This is a genomic window from Roseateles chitinivorans (genome assembly GCF_050632145.1).
Lineage (GTDB): Bacteria > Pseudomonadota > Gammaproteobacteria > Burkholderiales > Burkholderiaceae_C > Roseateles > Roseateles chitinivorans_B.
Genome location: NZ_CP192577.1, coordinates 5,483,210 through 5,505,048 on the forward strand (window position 1 = coordinate 5,483,210; position 21,839 = coordinate 5,505,048).

Here is a 21,839-nt window from a genome sequence, read left to right on the forward strand (position 1 = left end):
GATCAGGCGTGCGCCGGCGACTTCGCCGTGGCGGACGGGGACGACGCGGCAGGCGCCTTGTTCTGCTGGGCCTGTTCGATCATCGCGATGAACTCGCCCTTGAAGTGCTTGAGCATCGCGCGCACCGGCATCGCCGCGGCGTCGCCCAGCGCGCAGATGGTGCGGCCCTGGATGTTGTCGGCCACGGAGTTCAGCAGGTCGATGTCCTCGACGCGGCCCTTGCCGTGGGCGATGCGCTCGATCACGCGGTGCATCCAGCCCGTGCCTTCGCGGCAGGGCGTGCACTGGCCGCAGGACTCGTGCGCGTAGAAGTAGGACAGGCGCAGCAGGCTGGTGACCATGCAGCGGGTCTCGTCCATCACGATGACCGCGCCCGAGCCCAGCATGGAGCCGTTCTTGGCGATGGAGTCATAGTCCATCGTGCACTGCATCATGACGTCGGCCGGCAGCACCGGGGCGGACGAGCCGCCGGGGATGACCGCCTTGAGCTTGCGGCCGCCGCGCACGCCGCCGGCGAGCTCCAGCAGCTTCTCGAACGAGGTGCCCAGCGGGATCTCGTAGTTGCCCGGACGCTCGACGTCGCCGGAGATCGAGAAGATCTTGGTGCCGCCGTTGTTGGGCTTGCCGACTTCGAGGTAGGCCTGGCCGCCGTTGCGGATGATCCAGGGCACCGCCGCGAAGGTCTCGGTGTTGTTGATGGTCGTCGGCTTGCCGTACAGGCCGAACGAGGCCGGGAACGGCGGCTTGAAGCGCGGCTGGCCCTTCTTGCCTTCGAGCGATTCCAGCAGCGCGGTTTCCTCGCCGCAGATGTAGGCGCCGAAGCCGTGGTGGCCGTGCAGCTGGAAGCTGAAGTTGCTGCCCAGGATGTTGTCGCCCAGGTAGCCGGCCGCGCGGGCCTCTTCCAGCGCGGCTTCGAAGCGTTCGTACACCTCGAAGATCTCGCCGTGGATGTAGTTGTAGCCAACCTTGATGCCCATCGCGAACGCCGCGATCGCCATGCCTTCGATGACGATGTGCGGGTTGAACATCAGGATGTCGCGGTCCTTGCAGGTCCCGGGCTCACCCTCGTCGCTGTTGCAGACCAGGTACTTCGCACCCGGGAACTGGCGCGGCATGAAGCTCCACTTCAGCCCGGTCGGGAAACCCGCGCCGCCGCGGCCGCGCAGGCCGGAGGCCTTCACTTCGGCGATGACCTGGTCGGAGGTCATGCCCTGACCCTCGCCCTGGGCGAGGATCTTGCGCAGGGCCTGGTAGCCGCCGCGCGCTTCGTAGTCCTTCAGCGACCAGTTCTTGCCATCGAGGCCCGCGTAGATCTGCGGGGTGATGTTGCGGTCGTGGAAGCAGGTTTCCTTGCCGGTGGCCTGCCACTTCGAGAGGTCGATGTTCGCGATGTTGGTCATCGTCCAGGTCCCTCAGTTCTTGTTGGCCGCATGGTGCGCTCTCAGCGCATCCACCAGCTCATCGAGACGTTCGGCGCTCATGAAGCTCAGCATCTGGCGGTCGTTCACCAGCATCACCGGCGAGTCGGCGCAAGCACCCAGGCACTCGCTCTGCTGCACGGTGAAGACGCCGTCGGCGGTCGTGCCGCCGGCCTCGACACCCAGCTTCGAGCACAGGTGGTCCAGCGCCTTCTGGCCGTCGCGCAGCTGGCACGGCAGGTTGGTGCAGACGTTCAGCTTGAACAGGCCCAGCTTGCGCTGGTTGTACATGTTGTAGAAGGTCGTGACCTCGTAGACGGCGATCGCCGGCATGCCGAGGTACTGCGCGATCGCGTCCTCGGCCTCGCGGGACACGAAGCCTTGCTCCTGCTGGACGATGGACAGACAGGCCATCACGGCCGACTGCGCCTGCTCGGCCGGGTACTTCGCGACTTCGCGCGCGAAGCGGGCCGCGGTGGCCTCGCTCAACACGAACCCGGTGCTCACAATTTCAGTGCTGCTCATGCGGTCACCACTCAACGGTCAATTTCACCGAACACGATGTCCATCGTGCCGATCACGGCCACCGCGTCGGCAATCATGTGTCCGCGGGCCATCTCGTCCAGCGCCGCCAGGTGCGAATAACCCGGCGCGCGGATCTTCAGCCGGTACGGCTTGTTGGCGCCGTCGCTGATCAGGTAGATGCCGAACTCGCCCTTCGGGTGTTCGACCGATGCGTAGGCCTCGCCCTCGGGGACGCGGAAGCCTTCGGTGAACAGCTTGAAGTGGTGGATCAGCTCTTCCATGCTGGTCTTCATCGCCACACGGCTCGGGGGAGCGACCTTGTGGTTGTCGGTGATGACCGGACCCGGGTTGGCCTTCAGCCACTTCACGCACTGCTGGACGATGCGGTTGGACTGGCGCATCTCCTCGACGCGCACGCAGTAGCGGTCGTAGGTGTCGCCGTTGGTGCCGACCGGGATGTCGAAGTCCATCTTGCCGTAGACGTCGTAGGGCTGCGTCTTGCGCGTGTCCCACGCGATGCCGGAGCCGCGCAGCATCGGGCCGGTCAGGCCCAGGTTGAGCGCGCGCTCGGGCGTCACGACGCCGATGCCCACCGTGCGCTGCTTCCAGATGCGGTTGTCGGTCAGCAGCGTCTCGTAATCGTCGACGTTGGCCGGGAAGCGGTTGCAGAAGTCCTCGATGAAGTCCAGCAGCGAGCCCTGGCGGTTCTCGTTGAGCTTGTCGATGGCCTTCTGGTTCTTGATCTTGCTGACCTTGTACTGCGGCATCGAGTCCGGCAGGTCGCGGTACACGCCGCCCGGACGGAAATAGGCCGCGTGCATGCGCGCGCCCGAGACCGCCTCGTACATGTCGAAAATGTCCTCACGCTCGCGGAAGCAGTAGATGAGGATGTTCATCGCGCCGCAGTCGATGCCGTGCGCGCCCAGCCAGAGCAGGTGGTTCAGGATGCGGGTCAGCTCGCCGAACATCACGCGGATGTACTGCGCGCGCTCCGGCACTTCCAGGCCGAGCATCTTCTCGATGGCCAGGCAGTACGCGTGCTCGTTGGACATCATCGACACGTAGTCGAGGCGGTCCATGTAGGGCAGTGACTGGATGAAGGTCTTGGTCTCGGCCAGCTTCTCGGTGCCGCGATGCAGCAGGCCGATGTGCGGGTCGGCGCGCTGGATCACTTCCCCGTCCAGCTCCAGCACCAGGCGCAGCACGCCGTGCGCGGCCGGATGCTGGGGTCCGAAGTTCAGGGTGTAGTTCTTGATTTCGGCTGGCATGCTCACAGGCCCCCGTAGTTGTCTTCGCGGATCACGCGCGGCGTGATCTCGCGCGGCTCGATGGTCACCGGCTGGTAGATCACGCGCTTCTGCTCGGGGTCGTAACGCATCTCGACATGGCCCGTCACCGGGAAGTCCTTGCGCATCGGGTGGCCGATGAAACCGTAGTCGGTCAGGATGCGACGAAGGTCTTCATGGCCTTCGAAGATGATCCCGTACATGTCGAACGCTTCGCGCTCGAACCAGTTGGCGGCGTTCCAGATCGGCGTCACGGCGGCGACCGACGGGAAGTCGTCTTCCGGCGCGAAGACCTTGACGCGCAGGCGCCAGTTCTTGTTGATCGACAGCAGGTGCGAGACGACCGCGAAACGCGCGCCTTCGTAGGCGCCGTCCTTGTAGTCGGAGTAGTCCACGCCGCACAGGTCGATCAGCTGCTCGAAGCGCAGCTCCGAGTGGTCGCGCAGCAGCTTGGCGACGTTGAAGTAGTCCTTGGCCGCGACGGTGATCGTGATTTCACCCAGCTCGCGCTTGAACGCGACGATCTGGTCGCCCAGCACGCTGTGCAGGGCCGCCTGCAGGGTGTCGAGTTTGATGGTCATGGGGGTCTGCCTGCTTCTGCTCAGCGAGCGATGGTGTTCTCGCGGCGGATCTTGGCCTGCAGCTGCAGGATGCCGTAGAGCAGTGCCTCGGCGGTCGGCGGACAGCCCGGGACGTAGACGTCGACCGGGACGATGCGGTCACAGCCGCGGACCACCGAATAGCTGTAGTGGTAGTAGCCGCCGCCGTTGGCGCAGCTGCCCATCGAGAGCACCCAGCGCGGTTCGGCCATCTGGTCGTAGACCTTGCGCAGCGCCGGCGCCATCTTGTTGCACAGCGTACCGGCCACGATCATCAGATCGGACTGGCGCGGGCTGGGACGGAACAGCATGCCGAAACGGTCGATGTCGTAGCGGGCGGCGCCCGCATGCATCATCTCGACCGCGCAGCAGGCGAGACCGAAGGTCATCGGCCACAACGAACCGGTCTTGGACCAGTTCACCAGCTTGTCCAGCTGGGTGGTCATGAAGCCTTCCTTCAATACGCCTTCGTTACCCATATCGAATTCCCATCTTTCGAGATCAGCGGAGAAGGCACGTCGGACGGCGGTCGCTGCGTGATGGCCACACTAACGCCGCGTTGACGCGTTGCTCTTCCCTAACGGACACGCGCCCTGAACGGGCGCCGTGTCCTGATGCGTTCACGGATCCGGCGCGTCATCGCGGATCCGCCGTCGGTCGTCACTCCCAGTCGAGCGCGCCCTTCTTCCATTCGTAGGCGAAGCCCACGACCAGGATGCCCAGGAAGATCATCATCGCCCAGAAGCCCGTCGGACCGATCTCGCGCAGCGAGACCGCCCACGGGAACAGGAAGGCGATTTCCAGATCGAAAAGGATGAAGAGGATGGCGACGAGGTAGTAGCGCACGTCGAACTTCATGCGCGCGTCCTCGAAGGCCTCGAAGCCGCATTCGTAGGGGCTGTTCTTAGCCGCGTCAGGGCGACGCGGGCCCGCCAGGAAGCCCAGCACTTGCGGAGCGATACCCACTCCGCAACCGACCAGGATGAAAAGGATGACGGGCAGGTATTGTTCCAGGCTCACGACTTGCTCTCGTTGTATGGCCGGGATTAGATACTGCCGACCTTGAGCGGCAACACCATTTCCCGACGTGTCACCGAAGATTGGCGGGCCGGGGCCGACCAACGATTCGGCAAAGCAACGGGCGCGCCGCCAGCGATTATCCAATCGCTCACGGACCGCGCCCGCCTTGTCCTCTGGAAATTCGCACACCTGTTGTGCGCTGGAATTTCCCGAGTCCTCAACCTGCTTGATCGCTTTCGATCCGGCTTTCCGGCTAGATCGCGAAGACCATGGCAGGCCGATTTATTCTGGTGCCGACGGCGAGACTCGAACTCGCACAGCTTTCGCCACTACCCCCTCAAGATAGCGTGTCTACCAATTTCACCACGTCGGCTTGTGATCACCTTTCAGTGATCTTGTCTTGACGGTTTGCGCTTCAGACAGCCTCGAATTCTATAGTGCTTTTCAAGCTCCAAAAGGAAACCAAAGCAATTTTGTCGAGGTGCTTGCGCTTGCCGCCCAGCCCTGTCAGTTCGACGCGCCGGAAGCAGCGGCCGAAGGCGCGGCTTGGGGAGCGATCGAGGCACCAGGCAGCACCGCGGCCGAGGCCGGCGCCGACGGCACGGCCGCGCGTTCGAGCAGTTGCTCGCCCGCCGACGGACCCGAACCGATGCCGCCTTCGCGGTGGCTGCCCATGTAGGCCAGCGCCAGCGTCGACACGAAGAAGATCGTCGCCGCGACGGCCGTCGAGCGCGACAGGAAGTTCGCGCTGCCGGTCGCGCCGAACAGCGAGCCCGAGGCACCGCTGCCGAACGACGCACCCATGTCGGCGCCCTTGCCGTGCTGCACCAGCACCAGGCCGATCATTGCCAGGGCTGCAATCAGTTGCAGCACCAGCACCAAATTCATCATCACTTGCATTGCTATTTTCTCCAGGAACCTTGAACGCCGGACTTCAGCCGGCAGCGCGGCAGATCGCCGCGAAATCAACCGCCTTCAGCGCGGCGCCTCCGATGAGGCCGCCGTCGATGTCCGGCTGCGCAAACAGTTGGGGGGCGTTGTCGGGCTTGACGCTGCCGCCGTACAGGACCTGCATCTGATCGGCCTTCTGCGTGGCCGCGCGCAGCTGCTGGCGCAGCAGCGCATGGACCTGCTGGGCCTGCTCCGGCGTGGCCGTCAGACCCGTGCCGATCGCCCACACCGGCTCGTAGGCCACCACGATCTCGCCGATGCAGTGCGTCAGCGTGTGGATGACCGCCGCGAGCTGGCGCTTGACGATTTCCTCGGTGCGACCCGCTTCGCGTTCGGCCAGCGTCTCGCCGACGCAGACGATCGGCGTGACACCGTGCGCCAGCGCGGCCTTGGCCTTGTCGGCGACCAGCTGATCGCTTTCGGTGTGGTACGCGCGACGCTCCGAGTGGCCGACGATCGCGTAGCGGCAACCCAGATCCGCCAGCATGGCCGACGACACCTCACCGGTGTAGGCGCCCTGCTCGTGCGTCGAAACGTCCTGCGAGCCATAGGCGACCTGCGTGCCGGTCAGCCCGAGCGCCGTGTCCGTGATGTACGGGAACGGCACGCACACGGCGACCTGGGCGTTCCACGGACCCGCCTCCTTGAGGCCCGCCAGCAGCACGGCGTTGGACGCACGGGTGCCGTGCATCTTCCAGTTGCCGACCACCAGTTTCTTGCGCATCAGATCAACTCCCTTGAATCCGAAAAATCCTGCGGATGAGCGGACCGCTCACCAGCTCAGCACGATCTTGCCGACGTGCCCGCCCGATTCCATCAGCGCATGCGCCGCGGCGGCTTCCGACGCGGGCAATTGCCTGAAGATCACCGGCGAGATCGCCCGCGACTCGAGCAGCGGCCACACGCGCTCGCGCAGCGCGCGGGCGATGCCGGCCTTGAAGGCGATCGGACGCGGACGCAGCGTGGAACCGGTGATCGTCAGCCGGCGGCGCAAGACCTGACCCGCATCGAATTCCGCCTTCACGCCGCCCTGCACCGCGATGATCACGGCACGGCCGTCATCAGCCAGGCACAACACGTTGCGCGCGACATAGCTGCCGGCGACCATGTCCAGGATCACGTCGACGCCGCGACCGTTCGTGGCCATCTTCACTTCCTCGACGAAGTCCTGGTCGCGATAGTTGATCGCGACGTCGGCGCCGAGCGCGAGGCAGGCCTTTGCCTTGTCCGCGTTGCCGACGGTGACCAGCACCGTCGAGCCCAGCGCCTTCGCCAGCTGGATCGCCGTCACGCCGATGCCGCTGCTGCCGCCATGGATCAGCAGGCTTTCGCCGGGCTGCAGGCGGGCGCGTTCGAAGACGTTGCTCCAGACGGTGAAGAAGGTTTCCGGCAGGCTCGCCGCCTCTGCCATGCTCCAGCCCGCGGGCACCGGCAGGCACTGAGCCACCGGCGCGACGCAGAGCTCGGCATAACCGCCACCCGCCACCAGCGCGCAGACCGCGTCGCCGACCTTCAGACCAGCGGCGGCCAACGCCTGAGCGTCACCCGACTCGACCGTGCCCGCGACTTCCAGACCTGGAAGATCGCTGGCACCGGCCGGCGCCGGATACGCGCCCTTGCGCTGCAGCACGTCCGGGCGATTGATGCCGTAGGCCTGCACGCGGATCAAGCATTCGCCAACCCCGGCGACGGGGTCGGCACGCTCGACCAGCTGCAGGACCTCCGGTCCGCCGGGCTGGGTGATGGCGATCGCTTGCATAGCGCGAGGTGACGCGAGGTGCCGGAGGGCAGGACGATTACTCGCCCGAGCCTTCGCCGTGGCCGTGGTGCGGCGCCGGAGCGTCGCGGTCCAGCAGCGCCTTCATCGACAGCTTGATGCGGCCCTTCTCGTCGGTCTCGAGCACCTTGACCTTGACGATCTGACCTTCGCTCAGGAAGTCGGTGACCTTCTCGACGCGCTGGTGCGCGATCTGGCTGATGTGCAGCAGGCCGTCCTTGCCGGGCAGGATGTTGACCAGCGCGCCGAAGTCCAGGATCTTGGTGACCGGGCCTTCGTAGACCTTGCCGATCTCGGCTTCCGCGGTGATCTCGGCGATGCGCTTCTTGGCGATCTCGGCCTTGGCGCCGTCGGTCGACGCGATCGTGATCGTGCCGTCTTCGCCGATGTCGATCTGCGTGCCGGTCTCTTCGGTCAGCGCGCGGATGGTCGCGCCGCCCTTGCCGATCACGTCACGGATCTTCTCCGGATTGATCTTCATCGTGTACAGACGCGGCGCGAACTGCGAGATCTCGGTGTTGGCCGCGCCTTGCGCGCCGACCATGGCTTCGAGGATGTGCAGGCGGGCTTCCTTGGCTTGCGCCAGGGCGACCTGCATGATCTCCTTGGTGATGCCCTGGATCTTGATGTCCATCTGCAGCGCGGTGATGCCCGAGGTCGTGCCGGCCACCTTGAAGTCCATGTCGCCCAGGTGATCTTCATCGCCCAGGATGTCGGTCAGCACGGCGAAGCGGTTGGCGTCCTTGATCAGGCCCATGGCGATGCCGGCGACGTGCGCCTTCAGCGGCACGCCGGCGTCCAGCAGCGACAGGCAGCCGCCGCAGACCGACGCCATCGACGAGGAGCCGTTGGACTCGGTGATTTCCGAGACGACGCGGATCGAGTACGGGAAGTCTTCCTTGGTCGGCAGCACGGCGACGAGCGCGCGCTTGGCCAGACGGCCGTGGCCGATTTCGCGGCGCTTGGGGCTGCCCACGCGACCGGTTTCGCCGGTGGCGAACGGGGGCATGTTGTAGTGCAGCATGAAGCGCTCGGAGTACTCGCCGGCCAGCGCGTCGATGGTCTGCGCGTCGCGGTCGGTGCCCAGCGTCGCGGCGACCAGCGCCTGCGTTTCGCCGCGGGTGAACAGCGACGAGCCGTGGGCGCGCGGCAGCACGCCGTTGCGGATCTCGATGGCGCGGACGGTGCGGGTGTCGCGGCCGTCGATGCGCGGCTCGCCGGCCAGGATCTGGCCGCGCACGATGCGGGCTTCGATCTCGAACAGCAGGCCGTCGACTTCCACGCCGTCGAACTCGGTGCCTTCGGCCGTCAGGGCGGCCTTGACCTTCGAGTAGGCCGAGCGGCAGGCTTCGGTGCGGGCCTGCTTCGAACGGATCTGGTAGGCGGCGCGCAGCTCTTCTTCAGCCAGGGCCGTGACCTTGGCGATGAAGGCTTCATCCTTGGCCGGGGCGACCCAGTTCCAGGACGGCTTGCCGGCGTCGCGGACCAGTTCGTTGATCGCGGCGATGGCGGTCTTGCCCTGGTCGTGACCGAAGGTCACGGCGCCCAGCATGATGTCTTCGCTGAGCTGGTCGGCTTCGGACTCGACCATCAGCACGGCGGCCTCGGTACCGGCGACGACCAGGTCCAGCTTGGAGTCGAGCAGCTGGGTCTTGCCCGGGTTCAGCACGTACTCGCCGTTGACGTAGCCCACGCGGGCGGCGCCGATCGGGCCGTTGAACGGGATGCCGGAGATGGCCAGCGCGGCGCTGGTGGCGATCAGGGCGGCGATGTCGGCCTGGACTTCAGGGTTCAGCGACACCGTGTGGACCACGACCTGGACTTCGTTGAAGAAGCCTTCCGGGAACAGCGGGCGGATCGGGCGGTCGATCAGGCGCGAGGTCAGGGTCTCGAGTTCGCTCGGACGGCCTTCACGCTTGAAGAAGCTGCCGGGGATCTTGCCGGCGGCGTAGGTCTTCTCGATGTAGTCGACGGTCAGCGGGAAGAAGTCCTGGCCCGCCTTCGGGGAGGACTTGGCGACGACGGTCGCCAGCACCACGGTGTCCTCGATGTTCACCAGCACGGCGCCGGAGGATTGACGGGCGATCTCGCCGGTCTCCATCACGACTTGATGTTGGCCCCATTGGAAGGTCTTCACGACCTTGTTGAACATGCTCATTCGAGTTCTCCTCAGTTCAGGGATGCGCCGCTCACGGTGCGGCACAAGGACCGGGAGTGAAACTGGGTTTGGCGGGATGCCATTCCAGAGCGGCTGCGGGTCCCGGCTGCTGCCGGCGAACGCCTTGCAAACGCTTTGGAATGACACATCGGCGCCACGTCAGTTCAACTCCGTTGTGTGACCGGTCCGCTGACCGGTCGGGCCGCCTGCCGGAACACTCCGGCCGACAGCACGCTGAAAGCACGCAGAAACGACAAAGAGCCTGTTGGAGTCAGACCAATCAGGCTCTTTGCTTTCATGCGCCGATTACTTGCGCAGACCCAGCTTCTGGATCAGGGCGGTGTAACGGTCGGCGTCCTTCTTCTTCAGGTAGGACAGCAGGCTCTTGCGCGCGTTGACCATCTTCAGCAGACCGCGACGGCCGTGGTGGTCCTTGGCGTGCAGCTTGAAGTGGGGGTCAGTTCGTTGATGCGCGCGGTCAGCAGGGCCACTTGCACTTCCGGCGAGCCGGTGTCGTTGGCGCTGCGCGCGTTGGCCTTGACGATCTCGGCCTTGTTTTGGTCGAAGCTGGACATGATGCGTTCCTTGTTCCGGAATGATTCGGAAGGTCCGCCGGCATGCCAGTGAAGGCGTCAAGTGCGCAGACGGTTTCCGAGGTTTGACTTGCGATCACAGGTGAAACCGACCCGTGTCGTGCTGATTGCCGTCTCCAGGAGGAACCTGGCAGGACAGCCGGGGAGTATAGCCGCAATTACTACAACTTAGTATTGACGCCTCATCCGGCAGCGGGAGGGCTGCTCCGCCTGCGCGGCATCGAGGAAACGCGTCGTCCGGAAGCCGTATCCGGAGCCTTCGTTGTCGTGCGGCGTCCCAGCCTCCCCGGCGCGGCGCATGACGCTGACGTACAGCGGCTGCTGGAGCTGGTGGTCCGCGGGCCGCATCCAGCCCTGGTGCGCGACGCCGAGCGGCCGGCCGTCGAGCTTCAGGCCCTCCAGCGCCAGCGCGACCGCCTTCGGGTCCGTGCTGCCGGCCTTCTCCATCGCGGCGACCAGCATCTCGATCATCAGTTGCATCCGCGCATGGAGATAGTCGTGCTCCGGCTTCGGGAAACGCTGGCGGAACGCCGCATAGAAGCGCTCCGAGTCCGCGGTGCCGACGTTCGGGTGCCACTCGGCCACCGCCAGCACGCGGTCGACGCCCGCCTCGCCCAGCACGCCGGGCACACCCAGCGCATTGCCGTAGAAGGTGTAGAAGCGCGCGTCGAGCCCGATGTCCTTGGCCGCCTTGATCAGCAGCGTCAGGTCGTTGCCCCAGTTGCCGGTGAGCACCGCCTGGGCGCCGCTGCTGCGGATCTTGGTCGCGTAGGGGAGAAAGTCCTTCACGCGGCCGAGCGGGTGGAGTTCGTCGCCGACGATCTGCAGATCGGGGCGGCGCTCGGCCAGCATCGCCCTCGCCTGCTCGCGCAGGTGCTGGCCAAAGCTGTAGTCCTGGCCGATCAGGTAGAGGCGCTTGAGGCTCTTGTCCTGGGCGATCACCTCGACCAGCGCCGCCAGGCGCATGTCGGTGTGGGCATCGAAACGGAAGTGCCAGAAGCTGCACTGCGCGCCGGTCAGCGCCGGATCGACGGCCGCGTAGTTGAGGAACAGCGCGCGACGGTCGGGCTCGCGGGCGTTGTGGCGCTCGAGCGCGCCGATCAGTGCGCTCGCCACGGCGGAGCTGTTGCCCTGGAGGACCACCGGAATGCGCTGGTCCGTCGCCGAACGCAGTATCGACAGCGACTCCTCCACCGAACCCTTGCTGTCGAAACGGACGATCTCCAGCCGGCGCGCGCCGCCCGGCAGCTTCACGCCGCCGCGTGCGTTGACACGCTCGGTCGCCCAGATGAGGTTGCGGAACACGGCCTCGCCACCGTTCCCGAGCGGGCCGGAGAGGCCCTCGATCAAGCCGAGTCGGATCGGATCGGCAGGAGCGGCTGCCATCGCGCCGGCCAGACCGGCCAGCGCAAGCGCCGCGGCGGCCAATGCGATCGCCGCCCTCCTCGCCCAACGTTTCACAGCTGGGCCGGGCTGGCGAGTTGCGACAGATCCCAGCGCGGCTTGACCTCGAAGCCGCCGCCGCGCGTCAGGTTGGCCATGTCGCGCTGCAGGCGCAGGCCGGCCGCGAGCGCGATCATCGCGCCGTTGTCCGTGCACAGATGCAGCTCGGGATAGTGGACGCGCACGCGGCGCTTCTCGCAGGCCGCATCCAGCTGCTCGCGCAGACGCTTGTTGGCGCCGACGCCGCCCGCCACGACCAGACGCTTCAGGCCGGTCTCCTTGAGCGCCAGCAGCGCCTTCTTGACCAGCACCTCGACGATCGCTGCCTGCGTCGATGCGGCGAGATCGGCGCGCTGCGCCTCGGTGATGCCACCGGGTTGTGCTTCGAGCTTGCGGACCTGCGTCAGCACCGCCGTCTTCAGACCGGCGAAGCTGAAGTCCGGCTTGCCGCTGTGCATGAGCGGGCGCGGCAACGCGAAGGCCTCCGGATTCCCCTGCTCCGCCAGCTTCGACAGATGCGGGCCGCCGGGATACGGCAGGCCGAGCAGCTTGGCCGACTTGTCGAAGGCTTCGCCGGCGGCGTCGTCGATGGTCTCGCCGAGCAACTCGTAGCTGCCGACGTCGTCGACACGCATCAGCTGCGTGTGCCCACCGGACACCAGCAGCGCGACGAAGGGGAACTCCGGCGGATCCGCCGAGAGGAACGGCGACAGGAGATGTCCCTCGAGGTGATGGATGCCCATCACCGGCCGATCCAGCGCGGCGCCAAGCGACGCGGCGACGCCCGCGCCCACCAGCAGCGCGCCGGCAAGACCCGGCCCCTGCGTGTAGGCGACGACGTCGACATCCGCCAGCGACAGCCCGGCGCCCGCGAGCACTTCGCGGGTCAGCGGCAGCACGCGGCGGATGTGGTCGCGCGAGGCCAGCTCGGGCACCACGCCGCCGTAGGCCTGGTGCATCGTGATCTGGCTGTGCAGCGCATGCGCGAGCAGCGTCGGCACGCCGTCGCCGGACGCGTCGACCAGCGCCACGCCGGTTTCGTCGCAGGAGGATTCGATGCCGAGGACGCGCATGGGATCAGTCGTTCCGCTTCGCAGGGCGAAGGCTCAATGGTTTTCTTTGGCGTGGTTGATCGAGTACTTGGGGATCTCGACCGTCACATCCTTGTTGGACAGGATGGCCTGGCAGGACAGGCGCGAGTTGGGCTCCAGGCCCCAGGCGCGGTCCAGCATGTCTTCCTCGTTCTCTTCCATCTCGGACAGCGAGGCGAAGCCCTCGCGCACGATCACATGGCAGGTCGTGCAGGCGCAGACCTGGTCGCAGGCGTGCTCGATGTCGATGTGGTTGTCGAGCATCGCCTCGCAGATCGTCGTGCCGGAGGGGGCTTCGATCGACTTGCCTTCCGGCGCGTATTCGGGATGGGGAAGGATCTTGATGACGGGCATGGGGAGGTGTCCTTGAGGCTGGCGGGCGGCGCTCTGTCGGCTGGGCGTCGGCTTGCGGTCAGACCTGGTCGATGCTGAGGCCGGTGAGGGCCTGCTGGATGCCGCGGTTCATGCGCGCGGCGGCGAAGGCTTCGGTGCCCTTGGCCAGCGCCTCGACCGCGGCGGTGATCGCGTCGGCATCCGCGACCGCGTCGTCGGCCTGCGCCTTCGCGAGCAGGTCCGTCTGCAGCGCGGCGATCTCGGCGCGCTCGGCGTCGCCGAGCAGGTCGCCGTCGGCGCGCAGCGCGGACTGGGTCGCGAGGATCATCCGCTCGGCGTCGACGCGCGCTTCGCGCAGCTTGCGGGCGACCATGTCACCCTCGGCGCTGGCGAAGCCCTCGCGCAGCATCGTCGCGATCTGGTCGTCGGACAGGCCGTAGCTTGGCTTGACCTGCACCGCCGCTTCGACGCCCGAGCCCAGCTCGCGCGCGGAGACGCTCAGCAGGCCGTCGGCGTCGACCTGGAAGGTCACGCGGATGCGGGCGGCACCCGCCACCATCGGCGGGATGCCGCGCAGCTCGAAGCGCGCCAGCGAGCGGCATTCGCTCACCAGCTCGCGCTCGCCCTGCAGCACGTGCACCGCCAGCGCGGTCTGGCCATCCTTGAAGGTGGTGAAGTCCTGCGCCTTCGCCACGGGGATGGTGGCGTTGCGCTCGATGATGCGCTCGACCAGGCCGCCCATGGTCTCCAGACCCAGCGACAGCGGGATAACGTCCAGCAGCAGGATCTCGCCGTCCGAGCTGTTGCCGGCCAGTTGATTGGCCTGCACGGAGGCGCCCAGCGCGACGACTTCATCGGGATTCAGATCGGTCAGGACTTCGCGGCCGAACAGCTCGCCGACGACGCGGCGCACGATCGGCATGCGCGTGGAGCCGCCGACCATCACCGTGCCCTGCACCTCATCCGCGGCGACCTTTGCATCGCGCAGCACGCGGCGCACAGCCAGCAGCGTCTTGTTGACCAGTGGCTGGGCCAGTTCGTCGAACTGGCCGCGCGAGACCTCGACGTTCAGCGCGCCGGCGTCGAGCGCGGCGCTCAGCGTCACACACTCCTGATCGGTCAACGCTTCCTTGGCTTTGCGCGCAGCGACCAGCACACGACGCTTGTCCGCCGCGCTGCTCACGTTCAGACCCGCCTGCGCCAGTGCCCAGTCGGCCAGCAGGCGATCGAAGTCGTCGCCGCCGAGCTGCGCATCGCCGCCGGTGGCGACGACTTCGAAGACGCCTTTCGTCAGGCGCAGCAGCGAGATGTCGAAGGTGCCACCGCCCAGGTCGTAGACGGCGTAGAGACCTTCGTTGCCGGTGTCGAGCCCGTAGGCGATCGCGGCGGCGGTGGGCTCATTGATCAGGCGCAGCACGTTCAGGCCCGCGAGCTGCGCCGCGTCCTTGGTCGCCTGGCGCTGCGCGTCGTCGAAGTAAGCGGGTACCGTGATGACGGCGCCGAACAGGTCGTCGTTGAAGGTGTCCTCGGCGCGCTGGCGCAGCGTGGCGAGGATCTCCGCGCTGATCTCGACCGGCGATTTGAGGCCTTCACGCGTGAGCACGCTCAGCATGCCCGGCGTGTCCTCGAAGCGGTACGGGAGCTTGTCGCGGTTGGCGATGTCGTCGAGGCGGCGGCCCATGAAGCGCTTCACCGAGACGATGGTGTTCTCCGGATCCTCGGCCTGCGCGGCGAGCGCGTCGTAGCCGAACTGGCGGCGGCCTTCCGGCATCACGCGAACGGCCGACGGCAGGATCACGCGACCCTGGTCGTCCGGCAGGCACTCGGCGACGCCGTGGCGCACCGACGCCACCAGCGAATGCGTCGTGCCGAGATCGATGCCCACAGCGATGCGGCGCTGATGGGGATCGGGCGACGCGCCAGGTTCGGAGATTTGCAGCAGGGCCATGGTGTGTTGTCTTGTTCTTCGGATGTCGATGAGGCGATCCTGGGCGCTCGTGGTCGTTCCGGCCTCAGGAATGCTCGAGCGTGTCGAGCCGATGATCGATGTCCGAGCGGAAACGCGTCAGGAACATCAGCGCGCGCACCGATTCGGCGGCGCCAGCAGCGTTGTCCTCGTCGTCGAGCTGATGACCGGCCTGGGCCAGCAGCGCGCGCTCTCGGTCCGCGACCTGCTTGTCGATGGCGAGGATCGCGTCGGGCGTCTTCGCCTCGTCGAGCGATTCACGCCACTCCATCTGCTCCATCAGGAACGCCGCGGGCATCCGGGTGTTCTCGTTGGCCTGGATAGGCGCGCCGCGCAACTCGCAGAGGTAGGACGCGCGCTTGAGCGGATCGCGCAGGCGCTGATGCGCCTCGTTGACGCGCAGCGCCCATTGCATCGCCAGGCGCTGCGACGCCGCGCCGTCGGCGGCGAAGCGGTCCGGATGCACCTTCGCCGCGAGCGCCTTCCAGCGCTCGGCGATCTCGGCGCCGTCCTGCGCGAAGCGCTGCGGCAGTCCGAAGAGGATGAAGTCGTCGTCGTCGAGTTTCATGAACTCACGCTCGGCGCGAAGCCGAATCAATCGCACGAACAAAAAAGCGCGGCACCGTGGCCGCGCCTTCTCTCGCTTGCGAACTCAGACGCGGAAGGATTCGCCGCAGCCGCAGCGGTCCTTCTCACGCGGGTTGCGGAACTTGAAGCCCTCGTTCAGGCCTTCGCGGACGAAGTCCAGCTCGGTGCCGTCCAGGTACGGCAGGCTCTTCGGGTCGATCAGCACCTTCACGCCATGGCCTTCGAAGATCACGTCCTCGGGGGCCACCTCGTCGGCGTACTCCAGCTTGTAGGCCAGGCCCGAGCAGCCGGTGGTCTTCACGCCCAGGCGCACGCCCACGCCACGACCGCGCTTGGCGATGTAGCGCGTGACGTGCCGCGCCGCGGCTTCGGTCAGGGTGACGGACATCATGGACCTCAGGCCGTCGCGGTCGCGCCTGCGTCGGCGTTCTGACCGTGCTTGGCGCGGTAGTCGTCCACCGCGGCCTTGATCGCGTCTTCCGCCAGGATCGAGCAGTGGATCTTCACCGGCGGCAGGGCCAGCTCTTCCGCGATCTGGTTGTTCTTGATGGACAGCGCCTGGTCCAGCGTCTTGCCCTTGACCCACTCGGTGACCAGCGAGCTCGACGCGATCGCCGAGCCGCAGCCGTAGGTCTTGAACTTGGCGTCCTCGATCAGGCCGGTCGCGGGATTGACCTTGATCTGGAGCTTCATCACGTCGCCGCAGGCCGGCGCGCCGACCATGCCGGTGCCGACGGACTCGTCGCCCTTGTCGAAGCCGCCCACGTTGCGGGGATTCTCGTAGTGGTCGATGACCTTGTCGCTGTATGCCATGTCGTGTTCTCCAACAACTTTGTCTTGATGAACTGCGTCGTTCGTTTCGCCGTCAGCGGACGCTCAATGCGCCGCCCACTGGATGGTGCTGATGTCGACGCCTTCCTTGTACATGTCCCACAGCGGGGACAGTTCGCGCAGCTTGGCGACCCGGTCCTTCAGCAGCGAGACGGCGTAGTCGATCTCCTCTTCGGTCGTGAAGCGGCCGATCGTCATGCGCAGCGAGGAATGCGCCAGCTCGTCGCTGCGACCCAGGGCGCGCAGCACGTAGCTCGGTTCCAGGCTCGCGGACGTGCAGGCCGAGCCCGACGACACGGCGATGCCCTTGATGCCCATGATCAGCGACTCGCCCTCGACGTAGTTGAACGAGGCGTTGACGTTGTGGGGCACGCGGCGGGTCAGGTCGCCGTTCAGGAACACCTGCTCGATGTCCTTCAGGCCGTCCAGCAGACGCTGCTGCAGCGCCTTGATGCGGGGCAGCTCGGTGGCCATCTCCTCGCGGGCGATGCGGAAGGCTTCGCCCATGCCGACGATCTGGTGCGTCGGCAGCGTGCCCGAACGCAGGCCGCGCTCGTGACCGCCGCCGTGCATCTGCGCTTCCAGGCGCACGCGCGGCTTGCGACGCACGTACAGGGCGCCGATGCCCTTGGGGCCGTAGGACTTGTGCGAAGCCAGGCTCATCAGGTCGACGGGCAGCGTGGTCAGGTCGATCTCGACCTTGCCGGTGGCCTGCGCAGCGTCGACGTGGAAGACGATGCCCTTCTCGCGGCACAGGGCGCCGATGGTCGGGATGTCCTGGATCACGCCGATCTCGTTGTTCACGAACATCACCGAGATCAGGATCGTGTCGGGGCGGATGGCCGCCTTCAGCACGTCCAGGTCGATCAGGCCGTCTTCCTTGACGTCGAGGTAGGTGACTTCGAAGCCCTGGCGCTCCAGTTCACGCGTCGTGTCGAGCACGGCCTTGTGCTCGGTCTTGATCGTGATCAGATGCTTGCCGCGCGACTGGTAGAAGTTGGCCGCGCCCTTGATGGCGAGGTTGTTCGACTCGGTCGCGCCGGAGGTCCAGACGATCTCGCGCGGATCCGCGCCGATCAGCTTGGCGACTTCCACGCGCGCCTTCTCCACGGCTTCTTCCGCTTCCCAGCCCCACGCGTGACTGCGCGACGCCGGATTGCCGAAGTGCTCGCGCAACCACGGAATCATCGCGTCGACGACGCGCGGGTCCACCGGCGTGGTGGCGCCGTAGTCCATGTAGATGGGGAAGTGCGGGGTCATGTCCATGGGAACGTTCTTCTTGTCGACTACTGAATGGTTGACGTGGACCGGAGGGCCGGAATCACTTGCTCATCGCATTGCCGAGCGCGAACACGGAGTTCGGCGCGGTGATGCGGATGGGCTTGACGACGGGGGTGCTCGAGATGGCGCGCTTGATCGGCGCTTCCTCGACGGTGACGCCCTTGGCGAGCTGGTCGTCGACGAGCTTACGCAGCGTGACCGAGTCGAGGTACTCGATCATCTTGTTGTTGAGCGCCGTCCACAGGTCGTGCGTGATGCAGCGGCCGGTGTCGTCGCCCATGCAGTTTTCCTTGCCGCCGCAGCCGGTGGCGTCGATGGGTTCGTCGACGGCGACGATGATGTCGGCGACGGTGATCTCATCGGAGCGCCGGCCCAGCGAATAGCCGCCGCCGGGACCGCGGGTGGATTCGACCAGTTGGTGGCGGCGGAGCTTGCCGAACAGCTGTTCGAGGTAGGACAACGAGATCTGCTGGCGCTGGCTGATCGCCGCCAGCGCGACGGGCCCGCCGTTTTCGCGCAGGGCCAGATCGATCATCGCGGTGACGGCAAAACGACCTTTGGTGGTGAGACGCATCGAACTTCTCCTTGGCGCCCTTGTCGGGCTACAGGACATGGAGGCGGCGGCTCGGCTGACGCCGGGTCGACTCACGGAGCAGGGTTAACCCCGGCTAAGTCCGACCATTTTACTCAATTAAGAAGAAGCTTGCTCGGGTTACCCCGGACAGGGGTCGAGGGGGTCTGTTCAGGCCAGGCGGCTGGCCGCGATCCGGGCCAGATGACCGCATCCGGACTCCAGCAGATCGAGCACCTGCTCGAAGCCGTCGGCACCGCCGTAATAAGGATCTGGTACCTCGATCTCCCCCGGAAGCAGGGAAATCCGGTGCTGCAGCGCAGCAGGGCAGCGGCGGCGGAGTTCGCGCAGATGGCCGCAGTCCATGGCGATCAGCAGATCGAAGCGCTCGAAATCATCGGTGCGAAGCGCGCGCGCCCGTTGATCGCCAAGCTCATAGCCCCTCTTAGGGCGTGGTCTTGGGAGCGTTCGTCAGGCGCCTCGCCGGCATGCCAGCCTTGGACGCCGGCGGAGTCGACATGCACGCGGTCCGCCAGACCCAAGGCCGTCAGTTGATGGCGGAGCACACCTTCCGCGGTCGGCGAGCGACAGATGTTTCCAGTGCAAACAAAGAGGATGGAGAGCTCGGCAGCCATGAGGGGTATTGTGGCTTGGCCCGGGATTTGCCCTTCCACCGTTCCCAACCTTTGGAAAGCTGCCATGAGCCTCACGCAAATCGAAACCATCCGCGTCGCCCGCTTGCAGTTGATCGACCTCGGCGACGAGAAAACCGCTGCGCTGCTGGCGTGGGCCTTGGAGGACAAGGCCGTCAGCGCCCAGGACGCAGCCGATCCGCGTTCGCCAGATCCGCGATCGGCGACAGCAGCGCGCGATTGAACGCCTCCACCGGGAGGCCCTCACGGACGCGACGCGGCCAGTCCGCATGCGTCAGCGCACCGCGACCCAGCGCGATCACGGTCGCCTCCCCGCGATCGAGCATGTCGACCGCCCGGTCTGCGTCATGCAGCGAGCCGTTCGCGATCACCGGCACCGAGCCGTGGCGCCGCGCCAGCGACGCCAGGCTCGGTCCCTCGCCGAAGGCAGGCTGCCAGGCTTCGAACTCCGTCGTGTGGAGGTAATCGATCGGCGTCGCCGACAGCGTGCGGAACACGGTCGCCGCGTCCGCCTCGCCGCCGCGCCACTTGTGCGCGAAATCGTTGACCTTGCCTTGCGACACCCGATAGCCCACGGCGAAGTCCCCCCTACCGCGCGGCGGACCGCCTGGATCGTGTCGACGCCCAGCCTCAAGCGTCTCCTCAGATCGCCGCCGTAGCCGTCCGACCGCTGATTCGTGTGTTCGGTGAGGAACTGGTCGAGCAGGTAGCCATTCGCGCCGTGGATCTCCACGCCATCGAAGCCCGCTTCTCGAGCCCGCGCTGCGGCGCTCGCGAAACCGTCGAGCGCCTCTGCGACCTCTTCAGCCGACATCGACTCCGGCATCCGATACGGCCCTTCTCCGCGATAGAAGGACATCTGCGCGGCCGCCGGCTGGATCGCCGACGGCCCCTTCGCTGGCGCCCGATGCGGGTTCCCTTGCGAGATCGCTCCCGCATGCATCAACTGGGCGACGATCTTTCCGCCCGCCGCATGGACGCGGTCGACGATCGGCCGCCAAGCGTCGCGATGCGCCTCATCCGCCAATCCAGGCTGATGGAAATACCCCTGCGCGAACGCCCGATCGGTATAGATCCCTTCCGTGATCACGAGACCGAAGCCGCCCGCGGCGAATTCGGCGTAGTACTCGGCCATCCGGGGTGTCGCCCGGCCGTCCGCCAGCGCGCTGACACGCGTCATCGGCGCAACGGCCATCCGGTTGGCGATCTGGAGCGGCCCCAGTGCAGTCGGAGAGAACAGGCTCGATACGGCCATCTCAGCGCTCCTGAGCGTCGGCGACGGCGGGAGCGCCTGCCACCGCAGCGATCGCTTCGATCTCGATCATTGCGTCCGGCGTGTAGAGCGCCTTGATCTCCGCGATCGTGTCGGCCGGATACGGCGCCGAGAAGAACTTGCGGCGCAGGGTCACGACATCTTCGAAGTGCCCCATGTCGGTCACGAAGATGGTGACCTTGATGACGTGCTTCAAGCTCGAGCCGCCGGCTTCGAGCGCCCGGCGCAGGTTCGCGAAGGCCTGCTCGCCCTGCGCGAGGAAGCCGCCCCGGACGATCTTGCCGTCTTCGCCCGCCCCCGCCTGGCCGGAGATGAACAGAAGACCGCCCACCTTGATGCCCTGCGACAGCAGGAAGGGTTCATAGGGATCGGGGTTCGTGATGACGCGTTCCATCATGGTTGCATTCCTCTCATTCGTTTCGGATGACGATGTGCCGTCCGTGGGAGAACGATAGGGAGGGCAACGAGGCGCGACAAAGGTTCAATTGTCAGGCGTAAGATGAACCAATCTCATCCATAGGGCGTACGCATGGACCGACGGTCGCTTCCGCTTTCAGCGCTGCGCGCCTTCGAGGCCGCTGCACGACTGGGCAGCTTCAAGGCCGCCGCCGAAGAACTCGCCGTCACGCCGACGGCGATCAGTCACCAGATCCGTGGCCTGGAAGCCCTCAGCGGCGTCGCGCTGTTCGAGCGCCAGGTGCGGCGGGTGACGCTCACCGAGGCCGGTGCGCAGCTCTATCCCGTGCTGCGGGATGGACTCGACGCGTTCCAGTCGGCGCTTGAGCGCTTGTCGCAGCCTCGGCGCCGACCGCAGGTGGCGATCTCGGCGACGAACGCCTTCACGGTGAAATGGCTGGTGCCGCGAATGGCGGACTTCCGCCGCCTGCAGCCGGGCATCGACCTGCAATTGCAGGCCTCGGATGACGTGGTCGACCTGCGCTCCACGGCGGTGGACATCGCCATCCGTTATGGACGAGGACCCTACCCCGGGCTCACGGTCGAGCCGCTGTTCACGGATCACTTTGCGCCGGTGACGAATCCTCGATTGGCGGTGCAATCCATCGCCGACCTGGCGCGGGTGCCGCTGATCCATTTCGACTGGAAGCGCGCGCAGCCGGAAAACCCGACGTGGGAGCGCTGGCTTGCCGCGGCCGGCATCGAGGGGCTGTCCACGGCCGGCCAGTTGCGCTTCTCTGACGAAGGGCATGCCATCCAGGCGGCGGTTGCCGGCCACGGCGTGGCCTTGGTCAGTCAGGCGCTGATTGCCGACGAACTGGCGGCCGGGCACCTCGTCCAGCCTTTCGGCCCGGTGATCACCGGGCACACCTACCACGTGGCCGTCAGCAAGGAACGCCGGCCGTCCGACAGCGCGGAGGCCGTCGTGGCGTGGCTGAAGGCGCAGACCGCACCTGCCGCACCTGCCGCAATTGCCTGACGCCGGTGGCGTTTATCGATCCTCGCTTTGCTTCGTTCCAGGTCATG

General features: G+C 66.5%; 22 protein-coding genes, 1 tRNA gene and 3 pseudogenes. 2 read left to right on the forward strand and 24 right to left on the reverse strand.

Annotation, left to right across the window (positions count from 1 at the left end):
• Positions 1-2: 2 nt before the first annotated feature.
• The 22 genes and pseudogenes from nuoF to ACQ86G_RS25310 all read right to left on the reverse strand — a co-directional run bounded on the left by nuoF (position 3) and on the right by ACQ86G_RS25310 (position 19,066).
• On the reverse strand, positions 3-1,400 hold the full coding sequence (gene nuoF, locus ACQ86G_RS25205) for an NADH-quinone oxidoreductase subunit NuoF (protein WP_431046739.1): 1,398 nt from the start codon (positions 1,398-1,400) through the stop codon (positions 3-5).
• Positions 1,401-1,412: 12 nt separating this feature from the next.
• Positions 1,413-1,943 (reverse strand): NADH-quinone oxidoreductase subunit NuoE, encoded by a 531-nt coding sequence (gene nuoE / locus ACQ86G_RS25210; protein ID WP_231993274.1) that lies wholly within the window; start codon positions 1,941-1,943, stop codon positions 1,413-1,415.
• An 11-nt stretch (positions 1,944-1,954) separates the two neighbouring features.
• Entirely contained in the window at positions 1,955-3,211 is a 1,257-nt protein-coding gene (locus tag ACQ86G_RS25215) for an NADH-quinone oxidoreductase subunit D (protein WP_431257862.1), read from the reverse strand.
• A gap of 2 nt (positions 3,212-3,213) precedes the next feature.
• The gene (locus tag ACQ86G_RS25220) at positions 3,214-3,810 is read right to left on the reverse strand and encodes an NADH-quinone oxidoreductase subunit C (protein ID WP_431257863.1); all 597 of its coding nucleotides are present in this window, start codon (positions 3,808-3,810) and stop codon (positions 3,214-3,216) included.
• 20 nt (positions 3,811-3,830) lie between these two features.
• On the reverse strand, positions 3,831-4,307 hold the full coding sequence (locus tag ACQ86G_RS25225) for a NuoB/complex I 20 kDa subunit family protein (RefSeq protein WP_067067101.1): 477 nt from the start codon (positions 4,305-4,307) through the stop codon (positions 3,831-3,833).
• Positions 4,308-4,488: 181 nt separating this feature from the next.
• The gene (locus tag ACQ86G_RS25230; RefSeq protein WP_088407453.1) at positions 4,489-4,848 is read right to left on the reverse strand and encodes an NADH-quinone oxidoreductase subunit A; all 360 of its coding nucleotides are present in this window, start codon (positions 4,846-4,848) and stop codon (positions 4,489-4,491) included.
• A gap of 288 nt (positions 4,849-5,136) precedes the next feature.
• A tRNA-Leu gene (locus tag ACQ86G_RS25235) sits at positions 5,137-5,221 on the reverse strand.
• Between the two features lie 134 nt (positions 5,222-5,355).
• Entirely contained in the window at positions 5,356-5,748 is a 393-nt protein-coding gene (gene secG, locus ACQ86G_RS25240) for a preprotein translocase subunit SecG (RefSeq protein ID WP_088407454.1), read from the reverse strand.
• Positions 5,749-5,782: 34 nt separating this feature from the next.
• A complete protein-coding gene (gene tpiA / locus ACQ86G_RS25245) occupies positions 5,783-6,523 on the reverse strand; it encodes a triose-phosphate isomerase (protein ID WP_431257864.1) in 741 nt (246 codons plus the stop codon).
• A 48-nt stretch (positions 6,524-6,571) separates the two neighbouring features.
• Positions 6,572-7,558: an NAD(P)H-quinone oxidoreductase gene (locus ACQ86G_RS25250; protein ID WP_431257865.1), complete on the reverse strand. Its 987-nt coding sequence runs from the start codon at positions 7,556-7,558 to the stop codon at positions 6,572-6,574.
• Between the two features lie 37 nt (positions 7,559-7,595).
• A complete protein-coding gene (pnp, locus tag ACQ86G_RS25255; protein WP_431257866.1) occupies positions 7,596-9,734 on the reverse strand; it encodes a polyribonucleotide nucleotidyltransferase in 2,139 nt (712 codons plus the stop codon).
• A 306-nt stretch (positions 9,735-10,040) separates the two neighbouring features.
• Positions 10,041-10,309 (reverse strand): annotated as a pseudogene (gene rpsO / locus ACQ86G_RS25260) (30S ribosomal protein S15).
• Between the two features lie 186 nt (positions 10,310-10,495).
• A complete protein-coding gene (locus ACQ86G_RS25265) occupies positions 10,496-11,713 on the reverse strand; it encodes a branched-chain amino acid ABC transporter substrate-binding protein (protein ID WP_431257867.1) in 1,218 nt (405 codons plus the stop codon).
• A 71-nt stretch (positions 11,714-11,784) separates the two neighbouring features.
• A complete protein-coding gene (gene tsaD / locus ACQ86G_RS25270; protein ID WP_431257868.1) occupies positions 11,785-12,843 on the reverse strand; it encodes a tRNA (adenosine(37)-N6)-threonylcarbamoyltransferase complex transferase subunit TsaD in 1,059 nt (352 codons plus the stop codon).
• Positions 12,844-12,876: 33 nt separating this feature from the next.
• Positions 12,877-13,215 carry an ISC system 2Fe-2S type ferredoxin gene (fdx, locus tag ACQ86G_RS25275; RefSeq protein WP_067273474.1) on the reverse strand — a complete coding sequence of 113 codons (339 nt, stop codon included), beginning with the start codon at positions 13,213-13,215 and terminating at the stop codon, positions 12,877-12,879.
• A gap of 58 nt (positions 13,216-13,273) precedes the next feature.
• A complete protein-coding gene (gene hscA, locus ACQ86G_RS25280; RefSeq protein ID WP_431257869.1) occupies positions 13,274-15,142 on the reverse strand; it encodes a Fe-S protein assembly chaperone HscA in 1,869 nt (622 codons plus the stop codon).
• A 64-nt stretch (positions 15,143-15,206) separates the two neighbouring features.
• A complete protein-coding gene (gene hscB, locus ACQ86G_RS25285) occupies positions 15,207-15,728 on the reverse strand; it encodes a Fe-S protein assembly co-chaperone HscB (protein WP_431257870.1) in 522 nt (173 codons plus the stop codon).
• A gap of 84 nt (positions 15,729-15,812) precedes the next feature.
• Complete coding sequence (iscA, locus tag ACQ86G_RS25290) at positions 15,813-16,136, reverse strand: iron-sulfur cluster assembly protein IscA (RefSeq protein ID WP_067282339.1); 324 nt, start codon at positions 16,134-16,136, stop codon at positions 15,813-15,815.
• An 8-nt stretch (positions 16,137-16,144) separates the two neighbouring features.
• On the reverse strand, positions 16,145-16,561 hold the full coding sequence (iscU, locus tag ACQ86G_RS25295; RefSeq protein ID WP_088407462.1) for a Fe-S cluster assembly scaffold IscU: 417 nt from the start codon (positions 16,559-16,561) through the stop codon (positions 16,145-16,147).
• 63 nt (positions 16,562-16,624) lie between these two features.
• On the reverse strand, positions 16,625-17,845 hold the full coding sequence (locus ACQ86G_RS25300; RefSeq protein ID WP_431257871.1) for an IscS subfamily cysteine desulfurase: 1,221 nt from the start codon (positions 17,843-17,845) through the stop codon (positions 16,625-16,627).
• A 55-nt stretch (positions 17,846-17,900) separates the two neighbouring features.
• Positions 17,901-18,434 (reverse strand): Fe-S cluster assembly transcription factor, encoded by a 534-nt coding sequence (locus ACQ86G_RS25305; RefSeq protein ID WP_067273486.1) that lies wholly within the window; start codon positions 18,432-18,434, stop codon positions 17,901-17,903.
• 168 nt (positions 18,435-18,602) lie between these two features.
• Positions 18,603-19,066: pseudogene (locus tag ACQ86G_RS25310) on the reverse strand (low molecular weight protein-tyrosine-phosphatase).
• A 64-nt stretch (positions 19,067-19,130) separates the two neighbouring features.
• On the opposite strand from ACQ86G_RS25310, the gene ACQ86G_RS25315 reads away from it, so the two are divergent.
• Positions 19,131-19,307 (forward strand): hypothetical protein, encoded by a 177-nt coding sequence (locus ACQ86G_RS25315; RefSeq protein ID WP_431261553.1) that lies wholly within the window; start codon positions 19,131-19,133, stop codon positions 19,305-19,307.
• Here ACQ86G_RS25315 and ACQ86G_RS25320 read toward each other — a convergent pair.
• Both ACQ86G_RS25320 and ACQ86G_RS25325 read right to left on the reverse strand, forming a co-directional pair.
• Positions 19,240-20,339 (reverse strand): annotated as a pseudogene (locus ACQ86G_RS25320) (NADH:flavin oxidoreductase). The gene ACQ86G_RS25315 and the pseudogene ACQ86G_RS25320 sit on opposite strands and share 68 nt — an antisense overlap.
• A gap of 1 nt (position 20,340) precedes the next feature.
• A complete protein-coding gene (locus ACQ86G_RS25325; protein WP_431257872.1) occupies positions 20,341-20,754 on the reverse strand; it encodes a RidA family protein in 414 nt (137 codons plus the stop codon).
• Between the two features lie 132 nt (positions 20,755-20,886).
• Here ACQ86G_RS25325 and ACQ86G_RS25330 point away from each other — a divergent pair, with 132 nt between their 5' ends.
• Positions 20,887-21,792, forward strand: a complete 906-nt coding sequence (locus ACQ86G_RS25330; RefSeq protein WP_431257873.1) for a LysR substrate-binding domain-containing protein — start codon at positions 20,887-20,889, stop codon at positions 21,790-21,792.
• The last annotated feature ends 47 nt before the right edge of the window (positions 21,793-21,839 follow it).